Origin of the sequence: Pseudomonas sp. PARCl1 (genome assembly GCF_947311875.1) — a bacterium.
In the GTDB taxonomy this organism is placed as follows: domain Bacteria; phylum Pseudomonadota; class Gammaproteobacteria; order Pseudomonadales; family Pseudomonadaceae; genus Aquipseudomonas; species Aquipseudomonas juntendi.
In genome coordinates, this window is record NZ_CAMZMX010000021.1 from 46,635 (window position 1) to 72,086 (window position 25,452).

General features: G+C 65.6%; 8 protein-coding genes. 6 read left to right on the forward strand and 2 right to left on the reverse strand.

Annotation, left to right across the window (positions count from 1 at the left end; all coding sequences use genetic code 11):
- Positions 1-46 precede the first annotated feature (46 nt).
- A complete protein-coding gene (locus QME24_RS13550) occupies positions 47-16,927 on the reverse strand; it encodes a BapA/Bap/LapF family large adhesin (RefSeq protein WP_281690864.1) in 16,881 nt (5,626 codons plus the stop codon).
- Positions 16,928-17,115: 188 nt separating this feature from the next.
- Positions 17,116-18,672: a nitric oxide reductase transcriptional regulator NorR gene (norR, locus tag QME24_RS13555; protein ID WP_029886724.1), complete on the reverse strand. Its 1,557-nt coding sequence runs from the start codon at positions 18,670-18,672 to the stop codon at positions 17,116-17,118.
- Positions 18,673-18,825: 153 nt separating this feature from the next.
- On the opposite strand from norR, the gene hmpA reads away from it, so the two are divergent.
- The 6 genes from hmpA to cyoD all read left to right on the forward strand — a co-directional run bounded on the left by hmpA (position 18,826) and on the right by cyoD (position 25,448).
- Positions 18,826-20,001, forward strand: coding sequence for an NO-inducible flavohemoprotein (hmpA, locus tag QME24_RS13560; protein WP_235768516.1), 1,176 nt, complete (start codon positions 18,826-18,828; stop codon positions 19,999-20,001).
- A 457-nt stretch (positions 20,002-20,458) separates the two neighbouring features.
- A complete protein-coding gene (locus tag QME24_RS13565; protein WP_009685199.1) occupies positions 20,459-20,965 on the forward strand; it encodes a disulfide bond formation protein B in 507 nt (168 codons plus the stop codon).
- A 557-nt stretch (positions 20,966-21,522) separates the two neighbouring features.
- Positions 21,523-22,464, forward strand: a complete 942-nt coding sequence (gene cyoA / locus QME24_RS13570; RefSeq protein WP_009685200.1) for a ubiquinol oxidase subunit II — start codon at positions 21,523-21,525, stop codon at positions 22,462-22,464.
- 3 nt (positions 22,465-22,467) lie between these two features.
- Positions 22,468-24,486 (forward strand): cytochrome o ubiquinol oxidase subunit I, encoded by a 2,019-nt coding sequence (gene cyoB, locus QME24_RS13575; protein ID WP_009685201.1) that lies wholly within the window; start codon positions 22,468-22,470, stop codon positions 24,484-24,486.
- 3 nt (positions 24,487-24,489) lie between these two features.
- Positions 24,490-25,116: a cytochrome o ubiquinol oxidase subunit III gene (gene cyoC / locus QME24_RS13580; protein ID WP_029886722.1), complete on the forward strand. Its 627-nt coding sequence runs from the start codon at positions 24,490-24,492 to the stop codon at positions 25,114-25,116.
- On the forward strand, positions 25,116-25,448 hold the full coding sequence (gene cyoD, locus QME24_RS13585; protein WP_003248599.1) for a cytochrome o ubiquinol oxidase subunit IV: 333 nt from the start codon (positions 25,116-25,118) through the stop codon (positions 25,446-25,448). The genes cyoC and cyoD overlap by 1 nt, the downstream gene beginning before the upstream one ends.
- Positions 25,449-25,452 lie beyond the last annotated feature (4 nt).

A 25,452-nucleotide genomic window follows, 5' to 3' on the forward strand; every position in this document is an offset into this window, starting at 1 on the left:
GGTCGTCCGTGCCGCCGGGCGTTTGCCCGGCGGGTTTGCCGCGGCCTCAGACGACGTGAATGCCGTTCTGTACCCACAGGTGGTGGCTCGGGTCCTCCTGGGCCGTGTATTGGTTATAGTCGATCCCGTCGGCGGTCTGGTTGCCGACCAGGTTCCAGTTGTCAGTCATGTGCACCGAGTCATGGTTGTCGCCCTTGATGATCAACGTGTCGGTGCCGGTTTCGGTGATGGCCACCACGTCGGCCAGGTTGAGTGTCAGGGCCACCGCGCTGGTGTCGTTGAGGTCGATGGCCTCGATGCCGTGCACGCGGCCGACCAGGTTGCCCAGGTCGATGCTGACATCGCCGCCACCCCATTGCAGGGTGTCGGTACCCGTGCCACCGTCGACGCTGGCGAAGTTCTGGTCGACGATCACCAGGGTGTCGTCACCCGCGCCACCTTCAAGCGTGATGTGCCCGCCCTGGCTGCCCACCAGGTGGTCGTTGCCGTCGCTGCCAGCAACCACATCGCTGACAGCGGCGACACTGGCCAGGGCGACTGCCTCTTCACCGCTGTCGGCCAGCAGCGACGTGGTGCTGACCAGGCCAGCGGCATTTTCCAGGTTGATGGTCAACGTTGCCGTGTCGGTACTGCCGTTAGGGTGGGTCAGCTCGTAGGTGAAGGTATCGTGCTGGCCGACCGCTGCGGCGCTGACCCCCGAGTTGAGGGTGTAGGTGTAGCTGCCATCGGCCTGCACCAGCAAAGTGCCATAGGTGCCCGCCACGCTCACCCCGTTGTAGCCGGGTATGGTGTAGGTGTTGGCTGCGGTCAGCACGCTCAGCACGGTCAGTGCCGAACCCAGGGTATCGTCCGCCAGCAGGTTGCCGGTGGCCGCCGTGGCGCCACTGACCACGAACTCGTTCAGGTGGGTGGTAGTGGCGTTGACGCTGGTGGTGATCGAGCTGGCCAGGCCAATGCCGCCGGCGGTCACCCGCACGTGGTAGGTGCCGGCGCCCTGGTTCTGGAAGGTATACCCTGCGCCCCCGCCCAACAGGCTGATCAACGAGCCTCCGCCTACCGATTGCACCAGCACGTACTGGCCCGTGGCCGGGTTGAGCTTGAGCAGTTCAAGGGTGGTGCCGTTGAGCAGGCTCAGCAGGTTGGCGGAATTGAGTACCACTTGCAGGTTAGCCGTGGTATCGGCAGCCACTGTAGTGGTGTAAGTGGCCTGGCGGCTGCCGATCAGCGGCAGGGTCAACGAGCCCAGCGTACTGCTGCTGGTGTCTACCCGGTTGGCCAGGGTGAGGTTGCTGAAGCCTACGTCGTTGACTGCGTCAAGTACCGTGGCTGGCGCCGCGTAGTTACTGTCGCTCCAGACTTCCGTGGCTTGTGGGCTATCGATGCGCACATACAGGTTGGCGCTGTCGGACAGGCCGTTGGGGTGCACCAGCTGGTAGCTGAACACATCCACTTTGCCGACGCTGGCCGGGCTGCCGTTGGGCGTATAGGTGTAGCTGCCGTCGCCGCGGATCACCAGCGTGCCGTACAGGCCTTGCACCGTGGTGGCACTGCCGGCCGAAACGTAGCTGCCGCCTTTGAGTACCTGCAGCACCGCGGCGCTGTCCGGGCCCCGCGCATCCACCACGCCATCGGTGCCCACGTCGGTGATGACGTTGCCAGAGGTGGCTGTGCCAGTACCGGTGAACTCGGTCAGGCTGGTGGAGGTGATATCCAGCGAGGTACTGACATTGGTGATCAGGCCAATGCCACCGCTGCCCACTGTCAGGCGGTAATCGCCCGCCTGCAGCACGCCGATGTCAACTTGCAGGCCTTGGCCCAACGGCAACAGGATCAGGTCCAGCAAGCCCTGGCTGTTACCGGTGGCCAGCGTGACCCAGGTTCCGCTGGCATTCTTCACCTGCAGGGTGAAGGTGGTGTTGTCCAGCAGGGCCAGTGCGCTGCTGGTGGTCAGGGTCAGCGTGGGGTCGGCCGTGGTGCCGGCGGCTACCGTCCAAGTGTAGGTCTTGGTGAACCCTGCCAAGAGGGTGGTGAAGCTGTCGGTGTAGGTCCTGCTGGCGGTGACCGCGGCCAGGTCGACCGTCGCGGTGGCCAGGTTTTCGCTGGCGATGACCGGGGCGTTGGCATCCACATCCGGCGCAGTGATGCTGGCGTTGCCCGACACGTTGCCGCGTGGGTCGCTCAGTGTCACCGCAAGCACCTGCCCGTTGTCCTGAGGGGGGCTCAGGGTCACGGTAAAGCTGCCATCGGCTTGCACGGTAGCGGTTTGCAGCACGGTGCCGCTGGCGCTGCGCACGGTCACCGTGGCGCCCACTTCACCGGTACCGGTCAGGGTGCTGCCGTCGGTACTGATCGCCAGGTTGGCGGCCGCAGCCGGCGGGGTCAGGTCCGGGGCGGTCAGTGCGGTACCGGTAGACTCATTGCCGGCACTGTCGGTGAGCGTGACGCTGAGTGCCTGGTTGTCGATCTGCGCGGCATTCAGGCTGACCACAAACAGGCCGGTGCTGCCCACGGTTGCCGTACCCAGCACGGTCCCGGCACTGTTGCGCACGGTAACCGTGCTGCCAACCTGGCCAGAGCCGCTGACCATTGTGCCATTGGTATTGATGGTGGCCAGCGGCGCCGCCGGCGGGGTGGTGTCCGGGGCGTTGAGGTTGACGCTGCTGGACAGGTTGCCCGCAGCGTCCGCCTGGCGCACCACCAGCAATTGCCCGTCGTTCTGTGGCGTGGTCAGGGTGATGCTGAAGGTGCCGTCGGCTTGCACCACGCCACTGCCCACCGGTCCGTTGGCGCCTTGCACGGTGACGGTGGCGCCAGCTTCACCATTACCGGTCACCACGGTACCTGCGCCGTTGATGGTGACATTGGTCGGTAGCGCAGGCGGTTGCAGGTCGGCAGCGGTGTAGCGGGTGCTGCCGGACGTATTGCCCGCAACGTCGGCCTGGCTCACCGCCAAGACCTGGCCATTGAGCTGCGCGGCGTTGAGGTTGACGGCGTACACGCCACCGCCATTGACCACGGCGCTGCCGAGCACGTTGCCACCGGCATCGCGCACGGTCACCGTGGCACCGGCCTCGCCAGTACCGCTCAGCACCAGGCCGTTGGTCGACAGGCTGGTCACCAGCGGGTCGGCTGGTGCGGTGGTATCGGCTGCCTGCAATAAGGTTGGCTGCGACTCGCCGCCCACCAGGGCCACGGCGGTGACCTGCAGGTACTCGCCGTTGAGTTGCGCCGAGTCGAGCGTCAACGTGAAAGTGCCGTTCAATGTCGCGCCGCCGGTACCGATCACGTTGCCTGCGGCATCGTACACACGGATGCCTACGCCGCTGGGCGCGTTACCCGACAAGGTCAGGCCGTCGCTGCCCAGCGTCACGTTGGTCGGCGGTGTTGGCGGAGCCACCAGCGGCGTGACATAGGTCGCCACCGCCGACGTATTGGTGCCGTCGGACTGCGTGATGGCCAGCGTTGCCAGCGAGCCTGCTGCCGGCGTCAGGGTGATCTGGAAGTTGCCAGCGGCGTCTACCGTGCCAGTGCCTAGCACGCTGCCGCCCAGGCTGACGGTGACCGTGGCATTGGCCTCGCCCTTGCCGGTGAGCACGTTGAAGGTGTTGTTGATTGCCAGGTTGGTCACCAGGTCAGGTGGCGAGGTGTCGTTGGCCTGGTAGGGCGCAGCAACCGAGACGTTGCCGGCGTCATCGGTAGACACCACGCTGAGCAACTGGCCATTGTTCTGCGCTGGGCTGATGGGCACGGTGAAGCGCCCGTCGGCACCGACCTCCACCTGGCCCACGAGGGTGTTGTCCGGGCCACGCACGGTGATCAGCGTGCCGGCCTCGGCAGTGCCGGTCATCGACGTACCGGCCGGGTTGAGCAGCAAGTCGCTTGGCTGCACCGGTGCGGTCAGGTCGGGGGCGGTCAGCTCCAGGGGGGCCGACGGGTTGCCGGTGGCGTCCTGGGCAATGATGGTCAGCGTTTCGCCGTTGATTTGAGGCTGGCTCAAACCGAGGACGAAGGTGCCATCCAGGTCGACAGTCACCTGGCCCAGCAGGTCACCGTTGTTGTTTATCACCGTGACCCGGGTACCGGCCTCGGCGGTGCCGATCAACTGGGTACCGCTGTCGTTGATGCTGGCAATGACGATGGCCGGCGGCGTTACGTCGACTGCCGTGACGGTACTGATCGGCGACACGTTGTCACTGGCGTCGGTGAGGGTTACCTGCACCTGCTGGCCATTGAGCTGGGCGGTGTCCAGGCCGACGCTGAAGGTGCCGTCGGCAGCGACCGTGGTGGTGCCGATTTGCGTTGTACCCACATAGACGCGCACCGTGGTACCCGCTTCGCCAACCCCGGTCAGCACATCGCCTGCCGCATTGAGCCGCAACTCGGTTGCAGCCGCGGGGGGCGTGAAGTCCGGCGCCTGCACGCTGACCGGAGCGCTGACGTTGCCGGGCGGATCGGCCTGCAGTACTGACAGCACCTGGTTGTCGATTTGTGCAGGCGACAACACGACGCTGAAGCTGCCGTCGGCCAGCACCGTAGCGGTTCCCAGTACGCTACCGGCGGCGTTGCTCACGATCACGGTGGCGCCGGCCTCACCCAGGCCAGTGACCACACTGCCGTCGGCGTTGATCGCCACCTGGGTGAGCGGGGCAGGTGGGGTGAAGTCCGGGGTCTGCAGGGTCGCTGCTGCCGACACGTTACCGGCGGCGTCGGCCTGGGTGAAGCTGAGCAGCTCGGCATTGCCCAGTGCCGGGTTCAGGGTAATGGTGAAGTGCCCGCTGGCATCGACGATGGCGCTGCCGATCGGCGCGCCGCTCGGGTCGGTCACGGTCACCTCGGCGCCGACTTCGCCGCGGCCGGTCAGGGTGACACCATCGCCGGAAACCGCCAGGTCGCTCGGCGCCGCAGGTGGTGTAGTGTCTGGCGCGGTGATGGTGCTGGCGGCCGACTGGTTGCCGGCCGCATCGGTCAGAAGCACCTGTAGCGGCTGACCGTTGGCTTGCGGCGAGGCGAGCACGACCTGGAAGCTGCCGTCGGCGCGCACTACGGCCGTGCCCAGCACGCTGCCATCGGCAGCCATTACCCACACGCTGGCGCCGGCCTCGCCGCTACCGTTGAGCAGGCTGCCGCCCCCGGCGAATGCCAGGTCTGCGGCGGCATCCGGTGCCACGCGATCGGGGGCAGTGATGCTCACGCTGTTGGACTCGTTGCCGGCCGCATCGGCCTGGCTGGCGCTGAGCTGTTCGCCGTTGAGCTGCACGCTGCCCAGGGGGGCGCTGAAGTTGCCATTGGCATCGACCACTGCCGTGCCCAGGTCGATACCTCCTTCACCGACCACGGTAACGGTGGCGCCTGGTTCGCCGCGCCCGGTCAGGACCAGGCCCTCGCTGGACAGCACCAGGTTGCTGAGCGGTTGTGGCGCCGTAGTGTCCGGCGCCTGCAAGGTGGCCGGCAGCGACAGGCTGCCATCGCTGGCCATTGCGCTCACTTGCAGCACTTCGCCATTGGCCTGGGCGCTGCCCAGGTTGACGGTGAAGGTGCCGTCGTTGGCGACCGGGCTGCTGCCCAGCACCGCGCCGTTGGGGCCGTAAACAGTGACCGTGCTGCCCGCCGTGGCGGTGCCGGTGACCGATAGACCGTCTGCAGCCAGCACCAGGTTGTCTGGCGTGGCGGGGGCCAGAATGCCTGGCGCAGTCACGTTTTGCTCAGGCGAGGCGTTTTGCGCGGCATCGGTTTGCACCACGCCCAGGCGTTCACCGGTGAGCGCCGCAGGCGACAAGGCCACGCTGAAGCTGCCATCGGCGGCCACGGTTGCGGTACCCAGTATGGTCGCGTCCGGTGCGCGTACGGTGACCGTCGCACCTGCTTCGCCCTGGCCGGTAAGGGTCGCGCCGTCGGCAGACACCGCCAGGTTACTGACCGCCGCGGGCGGCGTGGTATCGGCGGCCGTGTACGGCGCCGCTGGCGATACATTGCCCGCCGCATCGGTGGCGGTTACCTGCAGGGTCTGGCCGTTGGTCTGGGCACTGTTCAACGTGACCTGGAAAGTGCCATTGCTGCTGGCCACCGCGCTGCCCAGCACACTGCCGCCGGCATCGCGGACGGTCACGGTGCTGCCGGCTTCGGCGTTACCGGTCAGTTGCAGCCCGGTCGCCGACAGGGCCAGTGCCGTGGGTGCTGCTGGCGGGGTGAAGTCCGGTGCGGTCACCGCCACGGCGCTGGAGGTGTTGTTGCCGGCATCGGTCTGGGTCACGCTCAGTTGCTGGGCGTTGAGCTGGGCAGTGGTCAAGGTCAGGCTGAAGCTGCCGTTGGCCGCGACCAGGCCGGTGCCGATGATGGTGCCGTCAGGCCCGCGCACGGTCACGCTGGCGCCGGCTTCGCCCAGGCCACTGAGGGTCAGGCCGTTGTTGTTCAGCACCACATTGGTCAGCGGTGCTGGCGGGGTCAGGTCTGGCGTGGCCACGTTCACCGCTGGCGAGGTATTGCCGGCGGCGTCCACTTGCGTCACACCAATGGCCTGGCCGCTGTTTTGCGGCGTGTCGAACGTCACGGTGAAGCGGCCATCGGCGCCCACCGTGGCGCTACCCAGCACGGTCCCGGCAGCATTGCTGACCTGTACCGTAGCGCCCACTTCACCGCTACCGGAAAGCTGCCTGCCGTCGGCACTGAGCAGCGGGTCGGCGATGGCGGCAGGTGGCGTGCGATCCGGGGTCGCCAGGCTGGCGGGGCCAGATACGTTGCCTGCGGCATCACTGAGGGTGACCTGCAGCGGGCTGCCGCTGACTTGCGCGCTGGGCAGGGTGATCTGGAACTGGCCGCTTTGGTTGACGGTGCCGGTAGCCAGGATGGCGCCACTGGCATCGCGCACAGTGACACTGGCACCGGCTTCGCCCTGGCCGCTGACCACAGTGGCGGCAGCGTTCAGGCTGAGGTTGCTGGCGGCGGCTGGGGCCTGCAGGTCGGGTGCCTGCAGGCTGGCGGCCAGCGACACGTTACCCGCAGCATCGGCCTGGGTGACGATCAGGTTCTGGCCGTTGGCCGCCGCCGGCGACAGGGTGATGCTGTACAGGCCATTGCTGCCGACCACGCCGCTACCCAGCACATTCCCCTGGGCGTCGGTGACCCGCACGTTGGCACCCACTTCGCCTTGGCCGGTCAGCGTGCTGCCGGTGCGGTCGATGGTGGCGCTCGGGGCTTCAGGTGCAGTGATATCGTTGGCGACCACGGTGGCCGGTACCGAGGGCTGGCCGTCGGCGCCGATCCGCGCGCTGACCTGCAAGGTCTGTGCGTTGAGCTGGGCGTTGCTGAAGAACACCCGGAAGACACCATCGCTGCCCACCGTCGCCGTGCCCAGCGTGGTGCCGGCGGATGTCACGGTGATCAACGCGCCCACCGTGCCGGTGCCCGTCAGCACGAAGCCGTCGGCGCTGATGGCCAGGTCCGCCGGGGTGGCCACTTCGCTGCCGGTCGGGCCAGTCAGGGTCACACCGTCGGATTCATTGCCGGCCGGGTCGATGACCACCACGCTGACCTCTTCGCCAGCGGCCAGCGGCGGGTCGACCGGCACCACGAAGGTACCATCCGGCCCTGCGGTGGTGGTGCCACGGTCACTGTTGTCCGGGTTGCGGATGACCACGGTGCTGCCCGGCTCTGCAGTGCCGCCGACGCTGCTGCCGTCGGGGCTCACAGTCACGCCGCTGGCAGGTTCCGGGTCGGTGGTGTCGGGTGCGGTAACGGTAACCGGTGCCGAGCTGTTGCCCGCCGGGTCGGTGACGATCACGGTCACGCTTTCGCCGTTGTTCTGCGGGGTTGGCAGTGGCACGTTGAAGCTGCCGTCGGGATTCACTTCAACCGTGGTTTCCACGCCTGCGCCGTCACGCACCGTCACGGTATCAGCGCCCGGTGCATTGCCGCTGACCGTGCTGCCGTCTTCGCTGACCACCACCCCGGTGGGCAAGGCCGGCGGGGTGAGGTCGGGTGCAGTGATCGGGGTGCTGTCGGAGACATTGCCCGCCACATCGGTCAAGGTCACCTGCAGCGCCTGGCCATCGAGCTGGGCCGGGCTGACCGCGACAGTGAAGCTGCCGCCAACCGGCACCACCACGCTGCCCAGCAGGTCGCCGGCGGCGTTGCGTACCTCGACGGTGCTGCCTGCTTCGCCCGTACCCTGAAGGGTGTCGCCGCCCGCGCTTATGGTCAGGCCACCCGGTGCTTGCGGTGCGGTGCTGTCGTCGGCAGTGAACGCTACGGATGGCGACGTGTTGCCGCCAGCATCAACCACTACCACCGACACGGTTTCGCCGTTGGTCTGGGCGGGGGCCAAGGGCACGCTGAAGCTGCCGTCCTCTTCCACCTGCGCGGAGCCCAGCAGGTCGCCAGCGCCGTTGCGCACCTGCACGGTACTGCCTGGTTCGGCCTGGCCGGTGAGTGCCGTGCCCGTGCCATTGATGCCCAGGCCTTCAGCGGCTACCGGGGCTTCCAGGTCCGGCGCGGTGACGCTGCCGGCGGTGGAGGTATTGCCGGTCGCGTCCGCCTGGGTGACGGCCAAGGTCTGGCCATTGAGCTGCGGTGGGTCGATGGTCACCTGGAAGCTGCCGTCCGTTTGTACGGTGGCAGTGCCCAGCACGGCGCCGCCGGCGCCGGTCACGGTTACCTGCGCCCCCGGCTCGCCGCTACCGCTCAGGCTGCCACCGTCACCCGCCAGTACCAGGCCGGTGGGTGTGTCGGGGGCCTGGGTATCCGGTGCCGACAGATCGACCGCGGTCGACAGGTTGCCACTGGCGTCGCGCTGCTCGACGGTCAGGGCCTGACCGTTGGTTTGCGGGGTATCGAGGCTGATTTCGAACGCACCACCGGCGCCTACCACGATGCTGCCCAGTACGCTGCCGTCCGGCCCGCGTACGGTCACGGTCGCACCCGGTTCACCGTTGCCGGTGACCATGACGCCGTCGCCATCGATGGCCGGGTTGGTCACTGCTTGCGGCGGGGTACTGTCTGGTGCGGTGAAGTCCACTGGCCCGGCACTGTTGCCTTGGCTGTCGGTGGCTTCCACGGTCAGGCTTTCGCCATTGCGCTGCGGTGCGTTGAGGGTGACGTCGAAGCGCCCGTCCCCGCCCACGGTGGCGGTCCCCAGTACATTGCCGTCGGCATCGCGCACGGTGACCAGCGAGCCGCTCTGGCCCTGGCCGGTGAGGTGGATGCCGGCGCTGTCGATGGCCAGCGCCGACGGTTGCAGCGGGCCATCCAGGTCAGGTGCGATGACAGTAGCGGTCGAACTGTTGCCTGCGGCGTCACGCAGCACCACGTCCAGCTCCTGGCCATCGGTTTGCGCCGGGTTCAGGACCACGCTGATCACGCCATCGGCGCCCACCTGGGCATTACCCAGTACGTTGCCCTGGGCGTCCACCACCTGCACGCGGGTGCCGGGTTCGCCACGGCCGGTCAATACGCTGCCATCGTTGCTCAGTTGCAACTCGGTGGCCTCGTTGGGCGGGGTGATGTCCGGTGCGCTGATCTGGGTCGGCAGTGAGCTGTTGCCATCCGCGTCGATGGCTACCACATCCAGCAGCTCGCCGTTCGCCTGGGCAGGGCTGAGGGGGATGTTGAAGCTGCCGTCGTTGCCGACTTGCACGCTACCCAGCACACCGCCTTGGGCATCCCGCACTTCCACCAGGCTGCCAGCCGGGGCCATACCACTGATGGCGCTGCCATCGGCAGCTACCACCAGCCCCGTCGGGCTGTCCGGCACGGCGATGGCCGGTACGGTGACCGTCAGGGCAACCGAAGGGTTGCCGGCGGCATCGGTCTGTTGCAAGGCAATGGCGTCGCCTGCGGCCAGTGGGCTGTCGAGGTCGATCAGGAAGGTGCCATTCGCTGCGACCACCCCGGTGCCGATCACGTTGCCATTGCCATCCCGGATTTCAACCGTGGCACCCGCTTCACCACGGCCGGAAACGACCAGGCTGCCAGCACCCAGCACCACATTGCTGATAATGCCGGGCGGGGTGATGTCCGGGGTTACGTAGCTCAACGGCAGCGAGGTGTTGCCTGCGGCGTCGGTCACCCGCACGCTGACGGTTTCGCCATTGGCCTGCGGCGGGTCGAGGGTGAGGCTGAAACTGCCATCCGCTTCGGCGAGGGTACTGCCGATCACGTTGCCAGCAGCGTCGCGTACCTCTACCCGGGCACCGGCCTCGGCATTGCCGGTCAGGCTGACGCCATCGACCAGCGCCAGGTCGGTGGGTTGCAGTGGCGCCACCTGATCCGGTGCGGTCAGCGGGCTTGGGCTGGACACGTTGCCAGCAGCATCGGTCAAGGTCACTTGCAATGACGAGCCATCCACCACCGGGGTGGGCAGGGTAACGTTGAAACTGCCGTCCTGCTGCACGGTGCCGCTGGCCAGCAGTTGGCCTTGGTCGTTGCGTACCTCTACGGTGGTGCCGGCTTCGCCGCGGCCGGACACGGTGCGGCCGTCATTGCTGATCGCCAGGTTGGTGGCAGGCTCTGGTGGCGTGGTGTCGCCGCCGTTGTCGATGACCGGTGCGGTAAGGGTGCCGGCCTGCGAGGCATTGCCGGCTGCGTCGGTGGCAACCACTTGCAACTGTTCGCCCGCCACCTGGGCGGGGCTGAGGGTGATTTCAAACGCACCACTGGCGCCCACCACCACGGTGCCAAGTACGGTGCTGCCATCGGCCGCCAGCACGCGCACGGTGCTGCCGGGTTCGGCACGGCCGCTGACGGCGGTACCGTCGGCGGTAATGGCCAGTTCGCTAGGCGCCACCGGTGGCGTGATGTCTGGTGCGCTGACCTGTACCGGCAGCGACGAAGTGCCGTTGTTGTCGATGGCTACCACATCCAGCAGTTGGCCGTTGGCCTGGGCCGGGTTGAGGATCACGGTGAAGGTGCCTTCGGCGCCGACCACCACGCTACCGATCAGCGCACCCTCGGCATCATGCACTTCCACGCGGCTGCCCACGGGGGCCGAGCCACTGACGCTGGTACCGTCTTCGGCGACCACCAGGTCGCTTGGGCTGAGCGGTACGGTTACCAGCGGCACGTCATAGTCCAGCGCCAGCGAGGCGTTGCCGCTCGGGTCGGTCTGGACCAGGCTCAGGCGTTCACCCGGCAACGCGGGCGGGTCGAGGTCGAGCAGGAAGGTGCCGTTCGCGGTCACCACGCCGCTGCCGATCAGAGTGCCGTTGGCGTCGCGCACCTGCACGGTAGCGCCGGCTTCGCCACGCCCGCTCAAGGCCAGGCCATCGGCGCCGACCACGATATTGCTGACCTGCGCGGGGGCAGTGGTGTCTGGCGCCTGGTACTGCAGTGGCGAGGAAATGTTGCCGGCAGCATCCACCAGGCGAATGTCCAGCACTTCGCCATTGGCCTGTGCTGGGGTCAGGGTCACGCTGAACGTGCCGTCGTCGTTGACCTGAGCGCTGCCCAGCAGGGTGCCCGCGGCATCGCGCACCTGCACGCTGGCGCCTGGCTCGCCGCTACCGCTGAGGGTGACGCCGTCGACCAGCGCCAGACCGGTGGGCTGCGCGGGCGCCTGCAGGTCCGGTGTCACCACCGACGCAGGGGCGGAGGCATTGCCGGCGGCGTCGGTCAGCACCACTTGCAAGGTGCTGCCGTCCTTGACTGCAGGTTCCAGGGCCAGGGTGAAGCTGCCATCCGGGTTGACCGTGCCGTTTGCCAGCACATTGCCTTGGGCGTCGCGCACTTGCACGCTGGCACCGGCTTCACCGCGGCCGCTGAGCTGGGCACCGGCCAGGCCGACAAGCAGGTTGGTGGCGGCTTCCGGTGGCGTGTTGTCGCCACCGTCAATGTCTGGTGCGGTGACCGTGCCGGCCGTAGAAGCATTGCCGGCGGCATCGGTAGCGGTAACTTGCAGCACCTCGCCGTTCAACTGGGCGGGGTCCAGGGTAATGCTGAAGCTGCCGGTGGCACCGACTACCGCGGTGCCAAGCACAGTGATGCCATCGGCCGCCAGCACGCGTACGGTGCTGCCAACTTCTGCGCGGCCGGTGACCACGCTGCCGTCGGCGCTGATTACCAGCTCGCTGGGGGTGACCGGTGGGGTGATGTCCGGTGCGGAGACCTGGGCTGGAAGGGACGAAGCACCGCTGCCATCGATGGCCACCACCTCCAGCAGTTCGCCATTGGCCTGGGCCGGGTTGAGAATGACCGTGAAGGTGCCGTCCTGGCCAACCTGCACACTGCCAACCAGCGTTCCGTCGGCGCCGTAGACCTCCACGCGGCTGCCGGCCGGCGCGGCGCCGCTGATGCTGCTGCCATCTTCGGCGACTATCAAGTCGCTCGGGCTGGCAGGGGCAGGGGTGACCGGCACCTCGAACTGCAGCGCTTCGGAGGTATTACCGCTCGGGTCGGTTTGCACCAGGCTCAACTGAGCGCCGGGCTGCGCGCCGGGATCCAGGTCGATCAGGAAAACGCCATTGGCAGCGACCACGCCGCTGCCGATCACGGTGCCGTCGGCATTGCGCACTTCAACGGTGGCGCCGGCTTCGCCGCGCCCACTCAGCGCCAGGCCATCGGCGCCGACCACGATGTTGCTCACAGCCGCCGGTGGCGTGGTGTCGGGTGCGGTGAATTCCAGCGGTATCGAGCTGTTGCCAGCAGCATCGACCAGGCGCACATCCAGGGCCTCACCATTGGCCTGGGCAGGTGACAAGGACAGGCTGAACGCCCCGTCCGCACCGACCACGCCGCTGCCGATCACGGTGCCATCCGCATTGCGCACCTGCACGGTGGCGCCAGGTTCGCCACGGCCAGTGAAGGTGACGCCATCGGCCAGGGCCAGGTCGGTCGGCTGGGCCGGGGCCTGCAGGTCCGGTGCGGTGACCGTGCCAGGTTGCGAAACGTTGCCGGCAGCGTCGGTCAGGGTCACTTGCAGGACGCTGCCGTCGTCGACGGCTGGGCTCAGGGTGAGGACGAAGCTGCCATCCGGGTTGACCGTGCCGTTGGCCAGCACATTACCTTGGGCGTCACGCACCTCCACGCGGGTGCCGGGTTCGCCGCGACCGCTCAGCTGGCCGCCGGCCAGGCCGATCACCAGGTCTGTGGGTGCCAGCGGTGCGGTGTTGTCGCCACCGTCAATGTCTGGGGCGGTGACGGTGCCGGCCGCAGAAGCGTTGCCGGCATTATCGGTAGCGGTAACTTGCAGCACCTCGCCGTTTACCTGGGCGGGGTCGAGGGTGATGCTGAAGCTGCCGGTGGCACCGACTACCGCGGTGCCAAGCACCGTGGTGCCGTCGGCCGCCAGCACGCGTACGGTGCTGCCGGCTTCGGCGCGGCCGGTGAGCACGCTGCCGTCGGCGCTGATCACCAGCTCGCTGGGGGTGACCGGTGGGGTGATGTCCGGTGCGGAGATCTGGGCTGGCAGGGAGGAAGCACCGCTGCCATCAATGGCCACCACGTCCAGCAGTTCGCCATTGGCCTGGGCGGGTTCGAGGGTGACGGTGAAGCTGCCATCGTCCCCTGCAACCCCACTGCCAAGCAGCGTGCCATTGGCATCATGGACCTCCACGCGGGTGCCGGCCGGCGCGGTGCCGCTGATGCTGCTGCCGTCTTCGGCAACCACCAGGTCGCTGGGGCTGGCGGGCGCAGGCGTGGTCGGCACTGCGAACTCCAAGGCCTCGGAGGCATTGCCACTCGGGTCGGTCTGCACCAGGCTCAGTTGCGCGCCGGGCTGCACGGCCGGTTCGAGGTCGATCAGGAAGGTACCGTTAGCGCTGACCACGCCGCTGCCGATCACGGTGCCGTCGGCATCTCGCACTTCTACGGTGGCGCCGGCTTCACCACGCCCACTCAGCGCCAGGCCGTCGGCGCCGACCACGATGTTGCTTACGGCAGCCGGTGGCGTGGTGTCGGGTGCGGTGAATTCCAGCGGTATCGAGCTGTTGCCAGCAGCATCGACCAGGCGCACATCCAGGGCCTCGCCATTGGCCTGGGCAGGTGACAAGGACAGGCTGAACGCCCCGTCCGCACCGACCACGCCGCTGCCGATAAGGGTGCCAGCCGCGTCGCGCACCTGCACGGTGGCGCCGGGCTCGCCGCGGCCATTGAAAGTGACCCCACCAAGCAGGGCCAATTCGGTTGGCGGCGCAGGTGGCTGCAGGTCGGGTGAGGTGACCGAGCTGTTGGGCGACTGGTTGCCGGCAGCATCGGTCAGGGTCACTTGCAGGACACTGCCGTCGTTCACCGGCGGGTCCAGGGTGATGGTGAAGCTGCCGTCGGCACCCACGCTGCCGGTGGCCAGGATATTCCCGGCCGCATCACGGACTTGCACGCTGGCGCCCGGTTCGCCACGCCCGCTCAGCTGGCTTCCGGCCAGCGCTATGGCCAGGTCGGTCGGCGCTGCTGGTGGCGTGGTATCGACCCCATCGAGGTCCGGCGCGGTCACCGCGCTGGTGGCTGAGGTGTTGCCCGCCGCATCGGTGGCGGTGGCTTGCAGCACTTCACCGTCGGTTTGTGGTGGGGCCAGCTCGATGCTGAACACCCCGGTCGGGCCGACCACGGCGCTGCCCAGCTCGGTACCATCGGCAGCCACGATGCGCACGGTGCTGCCGGGTTCGGCGCGGCCGGTGATCACGCTGCCGTCGGCACTGACGGCCAGTTCGGCAGGTGCCGCGGGTGCCGTGATATCGGGCGCGGTGATCTGGGTGGGCACGGAGGACACGCCCTCGGCATCGAGGGCCAGTACGTTCAGCAGTTCGCCGTTGGCCTGGGCAGGGGTGAGCTCGATGCTGAAGCTGCCGTCGGCGTTGGCTACGGCGCTGCCAATCAGCGTGCCGCTGGCATCGCGTACTTCCACTCGGCTGCCGGCAGGGGCGCTACCCGTGAGGGTAGTGCCATCGGCATCGATGGCCAGCCCGCTGGGGCTGGCCGGGGCAGTGGTGAGCGGTACATCGTACTCGACGGCCACCGAAGCATTGCCGCTGGGGTCCACTTGCAGCAGGGTCAGCTGGTCGCCGGGTTGCACGGCCGGGTCGAGGTCGATCAGGAAGGTGCCGTTGGCCGTGACCACGCCACGACCCAGCAGGTTGCCGTCGGCATCCCGCACTTCCACAGAAGCCCCGGCTTCACCATGGCCACTGAGGCGGGTACCGCCCGCACCGACCAGGATATCGCTGACGGCATCCGGCGCAGTAATGTCCGGGGCGTTGAATTGCAGGGGCGTCGAGCTGTTGCCGGCAGCGTCGACCAGGCGTACGTCAAGCGCTTCACCGTTGGCCTGGGCAGGGGACAGGCTCAGGCTGAACGTTCCGTCCTGGTTGACCACCGCCGAGCCGAGCAGGTTACCGGCAGCGTCGCGCACCTGTACGGTGGCCCCCGGTTCGCCGCGGCCGGTGAAGGTCACCCCGTCCGCCAGTGCCAGGTCGGTGGGCTGTGCCGGTGGCAGCAGGTCGGGCGACGTCACTGCGCCTGGCTGCGACACGTTGCCGGCAGCGTCGGTGAGGGTGACTTGCAGGGTGCTGCCATCCTTGACGGCCGGGTCCAGGCTAATGACGAAGGTGCCATCCGCGCCGACGGTGCCGGTCGCGATGACCGTGCCTGCGGCATCACGCACCTGCACGGTGCTGCCGGCTTCGCCACGGCCGCTGAGCTGGCTGCCGGCCAGGCCGATGGCCAGGTCGCTGGGTGCTTGCGGTGGGGTGGTGTCGCCGCCGTCGACGCTCGGCGCGGTCACCGAACTGGCGGTAGAGGTGTTGCCAGCTGCGTCGGTGGCCGTGGCTTGCAGTGTTTGGCCATCCACTTGCGCCGGGCTGAGGGTAATGCTGAATACGCCCGTGGCGCCGACCACTGCGGTGCCCAGCTGGCTGCCGTCGGCGGCGAGGATACGTACGGTGCTGCCGGGTTCGGCACGGCCAGTGAGTACCGTACCGTCCTGGCTGACCACCAGTGCGCTCGGTGCAGCCGGGGCGGTGATATCCGGGGCTGTGAACACCAAGGGTGTCGAGCTGTTGCCGGCGGCATCTACCTGGCGTATGTCCAGGGCTTCACCGTTGGCTTGTGCGGGGGAAAGCGTGAGGCTGAAAGTGCCGTCGGCGTTGACCACGCCGCTGCCAATCAGGTTACCGGCAGTATCGCGCACCTGCACGGTGGCACCCGGCTCGCCGCGACCGCTGAGGGTAACGCCATTGGCAAGGGCCAGGTCACTCGGCTGGTCAGGGGCCGTGGTGTCGGGCGTGTCGATATCTGGCGCGTTGATGCTGGCCGGCGGTGAAACATTGCCGGCGGCGTCGCTGGCACTGACCTCCAGGGCCTGACCATCGGTTTGCGCAGGTTGCAGGGTGATGCTGAACTGGCCGTCGGCGCCGGCTACGGCAGTGCCCAGTACTGCGCCGTCGGCCCCGCGTACGGTTACCGTCGAGCCGGCTTCGGCACGGCCGGTCAGGCGCAGGCCATCGGGCGATACCAACAGGTCGATGGGCGTGGCCGGTGGGGTGGTGTCCGGGTCGGCGCCACCCCCGCCACCGCCACCCCCGCTGCCGGCCGCCGCCGCCGCACCGCCGGCACCGAGCAGGCTGAGCCCGGCAATCGCCCAGGTGGGCATGGCGCTGCCAGCGGTACCCAGGCCTGCAACCAGCTCATCCAGGGAGTTTACGTCTTCGAAGGTGAAGCCCTCGAATGCCGCAGCATTGTACTGGGCGTGCCACAGGGTGCCGTCCTCGCCAACGAAGACAATGTCGCTGCCGACACCGGCCTGGTCCACTGCGAAGAAATTGCCGATGGTGATTTTTTCCCCGGACTTCAGGGTGAGGACCAAGTCCTGCCCGCGCTGGGTGACGGTGGCCAGCTGATCGGGAGCCACGGGCATCTGCACGACGCCTGGCCCTTTGAGATTGATATTGCCCCAGGCGCTCTGAGTGGCGACTTCAGTTTGCTTATCGGCGACGACGATGTTGTCCATGGATGCTCCCTGCTGGTGTCCGGATCCCCCAGCCCGCTATCGGGCTACAACCGCGGTAACAGGACCCGTGCAGGGGTGTTACGCACAGCCTCGACCAGGCAGCCGAGAGTGGGGTGGTTAGGGAGATATAGCAGCCAGGCGGGAAGCAACCAGATGGCTTTCTGGGTTAATCCTTTTGTAGATAAACCTCAGCGAAGCCCCAGCCGACGGGCCAATCGGCTGAGGTTGGCACGGTCCAGACCCAGCTCGCGCGCCGCTGCCGCCCAGTTGTCCTGATGCCGTTGCAGGCACGCTTCGATCACCTGGCGCTGGTAGCTGTCGACGGCCTCGCGCAGGCCACCCTCGGGCAGGTTGGCTACCGACAGCGGCGGGGCAGGGAGGGTCGTGGCTGCGGCCGCCGGTGCCGTTGTACGCACGTCCAGGTCGCTGACCTCAAGGGTCAGGATACGTGGCCGGTCGGGGTGTTGGCCCAGCGCCTTGAGCGCTGAACGGCCGATCAGGTGTTCCAGTTCGCGCACGTTGCCAGGCCAGGCATACGCCAGCAGCGCGGCCTGGGCCTCACTGCTCAGGCGCAGGCTGTTCAGGCCCAGGCGCGAACGGTTCTGTTCGAGGAAGTAGCCGGCCAATAGCAGCACATCACGCCCACGTTCGCGCAGTGGCGGTACCTGCAGCGGGTACACGCTGAGGCGGTGATAGAAGTCGGCGCGGAAGTTGCCGTTGCGCACTTCGGCCGCCAGGTCACGGTTGGTGGCGGCGATCAGGCGCACGTCCACGCGGTGCTCGCGGTCCGACCCCAGGCGTTGCAACTGACCGCTTTGCAAAACGCGCAGCAGCTTGGCCTGCACGGTCAGCGGCAGTTCGCCGACTTCGTCGAGGAACAGCGTGCCGCCGTTGGCCAGTTCAAACTTGCCGCGGCGCTCGCCGTGCGCGCCGGTGAAGGCCCCGCGCACATGGCCGAACAGCTCACTTTCCACCAGGGTGTCCGGCAGGGCTGCGCAATTGAGGCTGACCAGCGGCTGGTTGGCGCGGCTACTGGCCTGGTGCAGGGCCTGCGCCACCAACTCCTTGCCAACACCGGTTTCGCCGGTGATCAGTACCGTCAGGTCGCTGCCACCGACCAGGCGGATCTCTTCCACCAAGCGTTTGTGGGCCGGGCTTTGGCCGATCAGCTCCTGGTGCTGGCCACCGGCCTGGCGGTAGATTTCGGCGCGGCGGTGTTCGTCTTCGGCACGCAGGGCCAGGTGGTGGATACGCTCGGCCACGGTTACGGTCGCGGCGGCCAGGCTGGCGAAAGCTTGCAGGGCGTCCAGCTCCAGGCTCTGGAACTGCCCCGGGGTCAGCGCATCGAGGGTGACCAGGCCCCATGGGCGCTCATCGACCATCAACGGGCAGCCCATGCAGTCGTGAACTTCGAGCGAGGCCGCGACGGCGGTCACCAGGCCATCATAGGGGTCGGGCAGCTCGGAATCGCTGGCGAAGCGGGTGGGCTCGGGGCGGCTGAGCAGGATCTGGAATCGCGGGTGTTCGCTCACCCGGAACCGCCGGCCGAGGGTATCGGGGCTCAGCCCGTCCACGGCCAGCGGTACCAGCCATTCGCCGTCCAGGCGCAGCAGCGCGGCGGCATCGCATGGCAGCAGGCTGCGCATGGCCTGCAACAGGCGGCGATAGCGCTCCTGGTCGGGCAGTTCGCGGGACAGGTCACTGACCAGTGGCAGCAACGTGGTGAGCAAAGGCTTTGTAGTCATATGGACTCCAGTAGGTCTTTGTGACTATACGGCGTGCTGGGTCTTTTTGACATGGTAAGCCTCAACTGTTTGATTTAGTTGGAAATTTAAGTTGGCACGATAGGTGTAATGACCTAGGCATCATTTAAAACCCTAGGCCCAGGAGTCACCGCAATGCTCAATGCCGACCAACGCGCTATCATCAAGGCCACCGTCCCCCTGCTGGAAAGCGGCGGGGAAGCGCTGACCACTCACTTCTACAAGATGATGCTCAGCGAGTACCCCGAGGTGCGTCCGCTGTTCAACCAGGCCCACCAGGCCAGCGGCGACCAGCCGCGCGCGCTGGCCAACGGCGTGCTGATGTATGCCCGTCACATCGACCAGCTGGAGCAACTGGGCGGCCTGGTCGGGCAGATCATCAACAAGCACGTCGCCCTGCAGATTCTGCCGGAGCACTACCCGATCGTCGGCAGTTGCCTGCTGCGCGCCATCGAGGAAGTGCTGGGCAAGGACATTGCCACCCCGGCGGTGATCGAGGCTTGGGGCGCTGCCTATGGTCAGTTGGCCGACATCCTGATCGGTGCCGAAGAAAACCTTTACCAGCAAAAGGAAGCGGCCCAGGGTGGCTGGCGCGGGACCCGCGAGTTCCGCCTGGTGCGCCGCGAACAGGAAAGCAGCGAAATCGTTTCGTTCTACTTCGCCCCTGTAGACGGCAAACCGGTGCTCAAGGGCGAGCCCGGGCAGTACATTGGCCTGAAACTGAACATCGACGGTGCCGAACAGCGCCGCAACTATTCGCTGTCGGCGTTGTGCGACGGCAAGGAGTACCGCATCAGCGTCAAGCGCGAGGCGGGCGGCAAGGTGTCCAACTACCTGCATGACCACTTGCAGGTTGGCGATACCCTGCAACTGTTCCCGCCAGCAGGTGACTTCACCCTGGCTGCCAGTGCCAAGCCGCTGGTACTGATCAGTGGCGGTGTGGGCATTACCCCGACCCTGGCGATGCTGCAGGCCGCCCTGCACACCGGGCGTCAGGTGCATTTCATTCACTGCGCACGCAATGGTGCGGTGCATGCCTTCCGTGACTGGATCGATGGCCTGGCGGCGCGCCACCCGCAGCTCAAACGCTTCTACTGCTACGCCGAGGCGGATGGTGGTGCGGCCGATGCCGTCGGCGTGCTGAGCGAAGACCTGCTGGCCGAGTGGCTGCCGCGTGAACGGGACGTGGATGCGTACTTCCTTGGGCCGAAGGGCTTCATGGCGGCGGTCAAGCGCCAGCTCAAGGGCCTGGGCGTGCCGGAACAGCAGAGCCGCTACGAGTTCTTCGGGCCGGCGGCGGCGCTGGAGTGATGTAGTGGCCGTACCGGCCCTATCGCCGGCAAGCCGGCTCCCACGGGGACTGAGCAGGTTTTGGGGCTTGTAATGTTCCCTGTGGGAGCCGGCTTGCCGGCGATAGGGCCGGTCCAGGCTTATGCATTTCCAGCGGCATGCCACGCATCACACCTTTCTGCCTATATATAAAGGAAAGATGAAAGCACCAGCGCCGCTTTCATTCTTAATCATCCTTTAATCACGGTATCCTTCACTCCCGGGTGTCGAGGGGCTTGCCCCTGCGCGGCGCCCGGGCGCTGGTTTTTTGCCGCCCGCCGTTGAACCGACCTCGTTCTGGCCGGTCTCAGCCACACCGGATAGCCCTGCGCAGTGCTATCACGCCGCTTCCTCGGCACGCTCACAGGCCCCGCTCAGCGTGTAGACTTGCGCCAGGGCAGGCGGGCCACGCTGCCACTTTCCATCGAAGGAACCGGTAATGAACGAACAAACATCGCGCCTGAATCGGGAACGGCGCTTTCTGGTGCTGCTGGGCCTGATCTGCATTTCGCTGATCGGCGGCGCGCTCTACATGCAGGTGGTACTGGGCGAGGCGCCGTGCCCGTTGTGCATCCTGCAGCGCTACGCACTGCTGTTCATTGCCGTGTTCGCGTTCATCGCGGCGGCCATGCCCGGGCGCCGTAGCCTGACCTTCTTCGAGGCCCTGGTCGTGCTCAGTGCCATTGGCGGAATGATTGCGGCTGGCAACCATGTGTATATACTCGCCAACCCGATGGTCAGTTGTGGTATCGATACGCTCCAGCCGATCGTCGATGACCTGCCGCTGGCCAAGCTGTGGCCCTTGGCATTCCAAGTCGACGGCTTCTGCAGCACGCCATACCCGCCGATCCTCGGATTGTCGCTGGCGCAATGGGCGCTGGTAGCCTTCGTTCTGACCGCTGTGCTGGTGCCGCTTGGCATCTACCGAAACCGCCGCCAGGCTTAGACAAAAGTCCCGATTTGCGTGGGGTCTTTTACAGGCCGCGAGAACAGGGAAAAGTTGCCGCCCGCTTAATCTGGATCAATCTCAAAGCCTTGCAGCATGCGGCTTTGAGGCCTGGCAAGCGGGGTGCGACAAACTGTCGCGAAGTTGAATAATCACTCGCCATTGTTGCAGATCCTGTAAAAGACTGTTGCTCAATAAGTCATAGTCAAGGGTTGGCGACCTAACTACAATCGCCCCCAATTCCCGTTCGGCACTGCTTGCGAGTCGCAGGATTGAAGGAAGCCCCAGCGCTTCTTTTTGCTGACTTCGTCAAGTTTCGCCCAACGGCGATACCGGGCGGACCCCCCTCCGCGTTTTCCCGCACCAAATGGACTTGGTCTGAAGTACAGGCCTGTTGCCTACGAAACCAAAAGCACCGCTAACCCGCTTGAGCCAAGGTCCCGCAGTCAGACCCAGGCAGGAGCGAGTACGGGCGCGACATGCCTCACTTGGCAGGACGAAGTGTTGGCTACCAAAACACAAATTGCATTGAAGCAAGCTGATCTAGAGGTCGTGAGATGAGTAAAAAGCGTTACCCCAGACTGTTTGGCATATTGCCCTTTTTAGGCATGCTTTTACTCAGTGGGTGCAACTGGACCCTGCTCGACCCGAAGGGCCAGGTCGGCATTGAGCAAAAGAACCTGATCCTGATCGCTACCGGGCTTATGCTGCTGGTGGTGGTGCCCGTCATCATCATGACCCTGGCGTTCGCCTGGAAGTACCGTGCTTCCAACAAGGCTGCCACCTACACCCCTGACTGGTCGCACTCGACCAAGATCGAGGCCGCGGTGTGGATCATCCCGATCCTGATCATCATCGCCCTGGGTTACGTCACCTACAAGTCCACCCACAAGCTGGATCCGTACCGTCCGCTGGACTCCGACGTCAAGCCGGTACAGATCGACGTGGTCGCGCTGGACTGGAAGTGGCTGTTCATCTACCCGGAGCAGGGCATTGCCACGGTCAACAAGATCGTCTTCCCGGCTAACACCCCGGTCAACTTCCGCGTCACCTCCGACGCCGTGATGAACTCGTTCTTCATCCCGGGCCTGGGCGGCCAGATCTACGCCATGGCCGGCATGACCACCAAGCTGCACCTGATCGCCAACGAAAACGGTGAATTCGACGGTATCAGCGCCAACTACAGCGGTGCTGGCTTCACCGGCATGAAATTCAAGGCTACTGCCACTTCCCAGGAAGACTTCGACAAGTGGGTCGCCGAGGTCAAGCAGTCGCCGAAGAAGCTGGACAAGGCCGAATACGACGCCTTGGCCAAACCAAGCGAAAACAACCCAGTCGCGCTGTATAGCGAGGCATCGCCAGAGCAGTTCCAGCTGATCGTAGACAAGTACGAAGGCATGAACCGCGGCCGTAGCCACGAAGAAGCTGGCAGCAAAGATCTGGCCACAACCAAGGGTGTGGAATCGAGTATGCAACCAGCTGCCGGTGCAGAGGAGTAAGAGATGTTCGGTAAATTAAGCCTGGAGGCGATACCCTATCACGAGCCGATAGTCATGGTGACGCTTGCCATGATCGCGCTCGGCGGTATCGCTGTCGTCGGTCTTATCACCTATTTCCGCAAGTGGACCTACTTGTGGAGCGAGTGGCTGACTACTGTCGACCACAAAAAGATCGGCGTGATGTACATCATCGTCGCGATGGTCATGCTGCTGCGCGGCTTTGCCGACGCCATCATGATGCGTACCCAGCTGGCTGCCGCAACCGGTGGCTCCGAAGGCTACCTGCCGCCTGAACACTATGACCAGATCTTCACCGCCCACGGTGTGATCATGATCATCTTCATGGCGATGCCGTTCTTCACCGGCCTGATGAACCTGGCGGTTCCTCTGCAGATCGGTGCACGTGACGTTGCCTTCCCGTTCCTGAACTCCCTGAGCTTCTACCTGCTGCTGGCAGGCGTGCTGCTGGTCAACATCTCGCTGGGCGTTGGTGAATTCGCCAAGACCGGCTGGGTTGCCTATCCGCCGCTCGCAGGCATCCAGTACAGCCCTGGGGTAGGTGTCGATTACTATATCTGGGCGCTACAGCTATCCGGATTGGGTACGACGCTTACCGGCGTGAACTTCCTCGTCACCGTGATGAAGATGCGCGCACCTGGCATGAAGCTGATGGACATGCCGATCTTCACCTGGACCTGCACCTGGGCCAACGTCCTGATCGTTGCATCGTTCCCGATCCTGACTGCTGCACTTGCGCTGCTGACTGTTGACCGTTATCTGGACTTCCACATTTTCACCAACGAGCTTGGTGGGAACCCGATGATGTACGTCAACCTGTTCTGGGCGTGGGGCCACCCTGAGGTTTACATCCTGATCCTGCCGGCCTTCGGCGTGTTCTCGGAAGTGACTTCGACGTTCTCGGGCAAACGCCTGTTCGGCCACCACTCGATGATCTACGCATCGGGCGCGATCGCCATCCTTGGCTTTGCGGTATGGCTGCACCACTTCTTCACCATGGGTGCCGGCGCCAGCGTCAACACCTTCTTCGGCCTGGCGACGATGCTGATCTCCATCCCGACCGGTGTGAAGCTGTTCAACTGGCTGTTCACCATGTACCAGGGCCGCGTGCGCTTCACCCCGCCGATGCTCTGGACCCTGGGCTTCATGGTCACCTTCTCCATCGGTGGCATGACCGGCGTACTGCTGGCCGTTCCAGGTGCTGACTTCGTTCTGCACAACAGCCTGTTCGTTATTGCGCACTTCCACAACGTGATCATCGGTGGCGCGGTATTCGGCTATATCGCCGGCTTCGCTTTCTGGTTCCCGAAAGCCTTCGGCTTCACCCTGAACGAGAAGTGGGGCAAAGCTGCCTTCTGGTTCTGGCTGTCGGGCTTCTACGTTGCGTTCATGCCGCTGTACGCCCTGGGCTTCATGGGCATGACCCGTCGTCTGAACCACTCCGACAACCCACTGTGGGAACCCTACCTGTACGTAGCCGTTGTCGGCGCCGTGCTGATCCTGTTCGGTATCGCTTGCCAGCTGATCCAGCTGTACGTTTCGGTCCGCGACCGCAACCAGAACCTGGACGTGACCGGCGACCCATGGGGCGGCCGTACCCTGGAATGGTCGACTTCTTCGCCACCTCCGTTCTACAACTTCGCTCACATGCCTGAGAAAGTTGGCCTGGACTGCTGGCACGAAGCCAAGGAAGAAGGCGTTGCGTACAAGGTTCCGGCCAAGTACGAAGCCATCCACATGCCGAGCAACACTGCTACCGGTCTGTTCATGGGCCTGTTCCTGACCGTCTTCGGCTTCGCTTTCATCTGGCACATCTGGTGGCTGGTGGGCGCGAGCCTGGTTGCAACCATCGCGGTCTTCGTTCGCCACGCTGCACGTGACGACCAGGGCTACATGGTTCCGGCCGAAGAAGTGGCGCGCATCGAAGGCGAGCGTATGAAAGCGCTGGCCAAAGCAGGTGCTCTGCCTGCCGGCGCACGTGTCGAATCGTTTGAGCGGGTGTAATCAATGTCCAGTCAAGTAATGCACGGCGGCGCAGCTCATGGTCACGACCATGGGCATGACGACCACCACCACGACTCGGGCCAGATGACCGTACTGGGTTTCTGGCTGTACCTGATGACCGACTGCATCCTGTTTGCGTCGCTCTTCGCCACCTACGCGGTGCTGTCCGGCAGTTTTGCCGGCGGCCCGTCGGGTCACGACATCTTCCAGCTCGACTTCGTAGCTGTTGAAACGCTGTTCCTGCTGCTGTCCTCGATCACCTTCGGCTTCGCCATGCTGAAGATGTTCGATGGCAAGAAAGCAGGTGTGCTGGGCTGGTTGGCTGTGACCTTCCTGTTCGGTGCTGGCTTCATCGCGATGGAAATCTATGAATTCCATCACCTGATCGGCGAGGGCTTCGGCCCGCAGCGCAGTGGCTTCCTGTCGGGCTTCTTTGCCCTGGTAGGTACCCACGGCCTGCACGTGACTGCTGGTCTGATCTGGATGGCAATCATGATGTACCAGATCAACAAGCACGGCATCACGCCGACCGCCAAGACCCGCATGAGCTGCCTGAGCCTGTTCTGGCACTTCCTTGACGTGGTCTGGATCTGCGTATTCACCGTCGTTTACCTGCTGGGGGTTCTGTAATGGCTAACGCACACGACACTCATCACGAAGGTAATCACGGCAGCGTCAAGTCGTACATGATCGGTTTCGTACTGTCGATCATCCTGACCGCGATCCCGTTCGGCCTGGCCATGACCGCCAGCCTGCCGAAGAACCTGACCGTTCTGATCATCGTTGCCATGGCCGTGATCCAGGTGGTTGTGCACCTGGTGTACTTCCTGCACATGGACCGCTCGAAAGAGCAACGCAACAACGTATCGACGTTCCTGTTCACCACGCTGGTGATCGCACTGCTGGTCGGCCTGTCGCTGTGGATCATGTTCAGCATCCACTTCGAAATGCTGGCCAAGTGAGGTA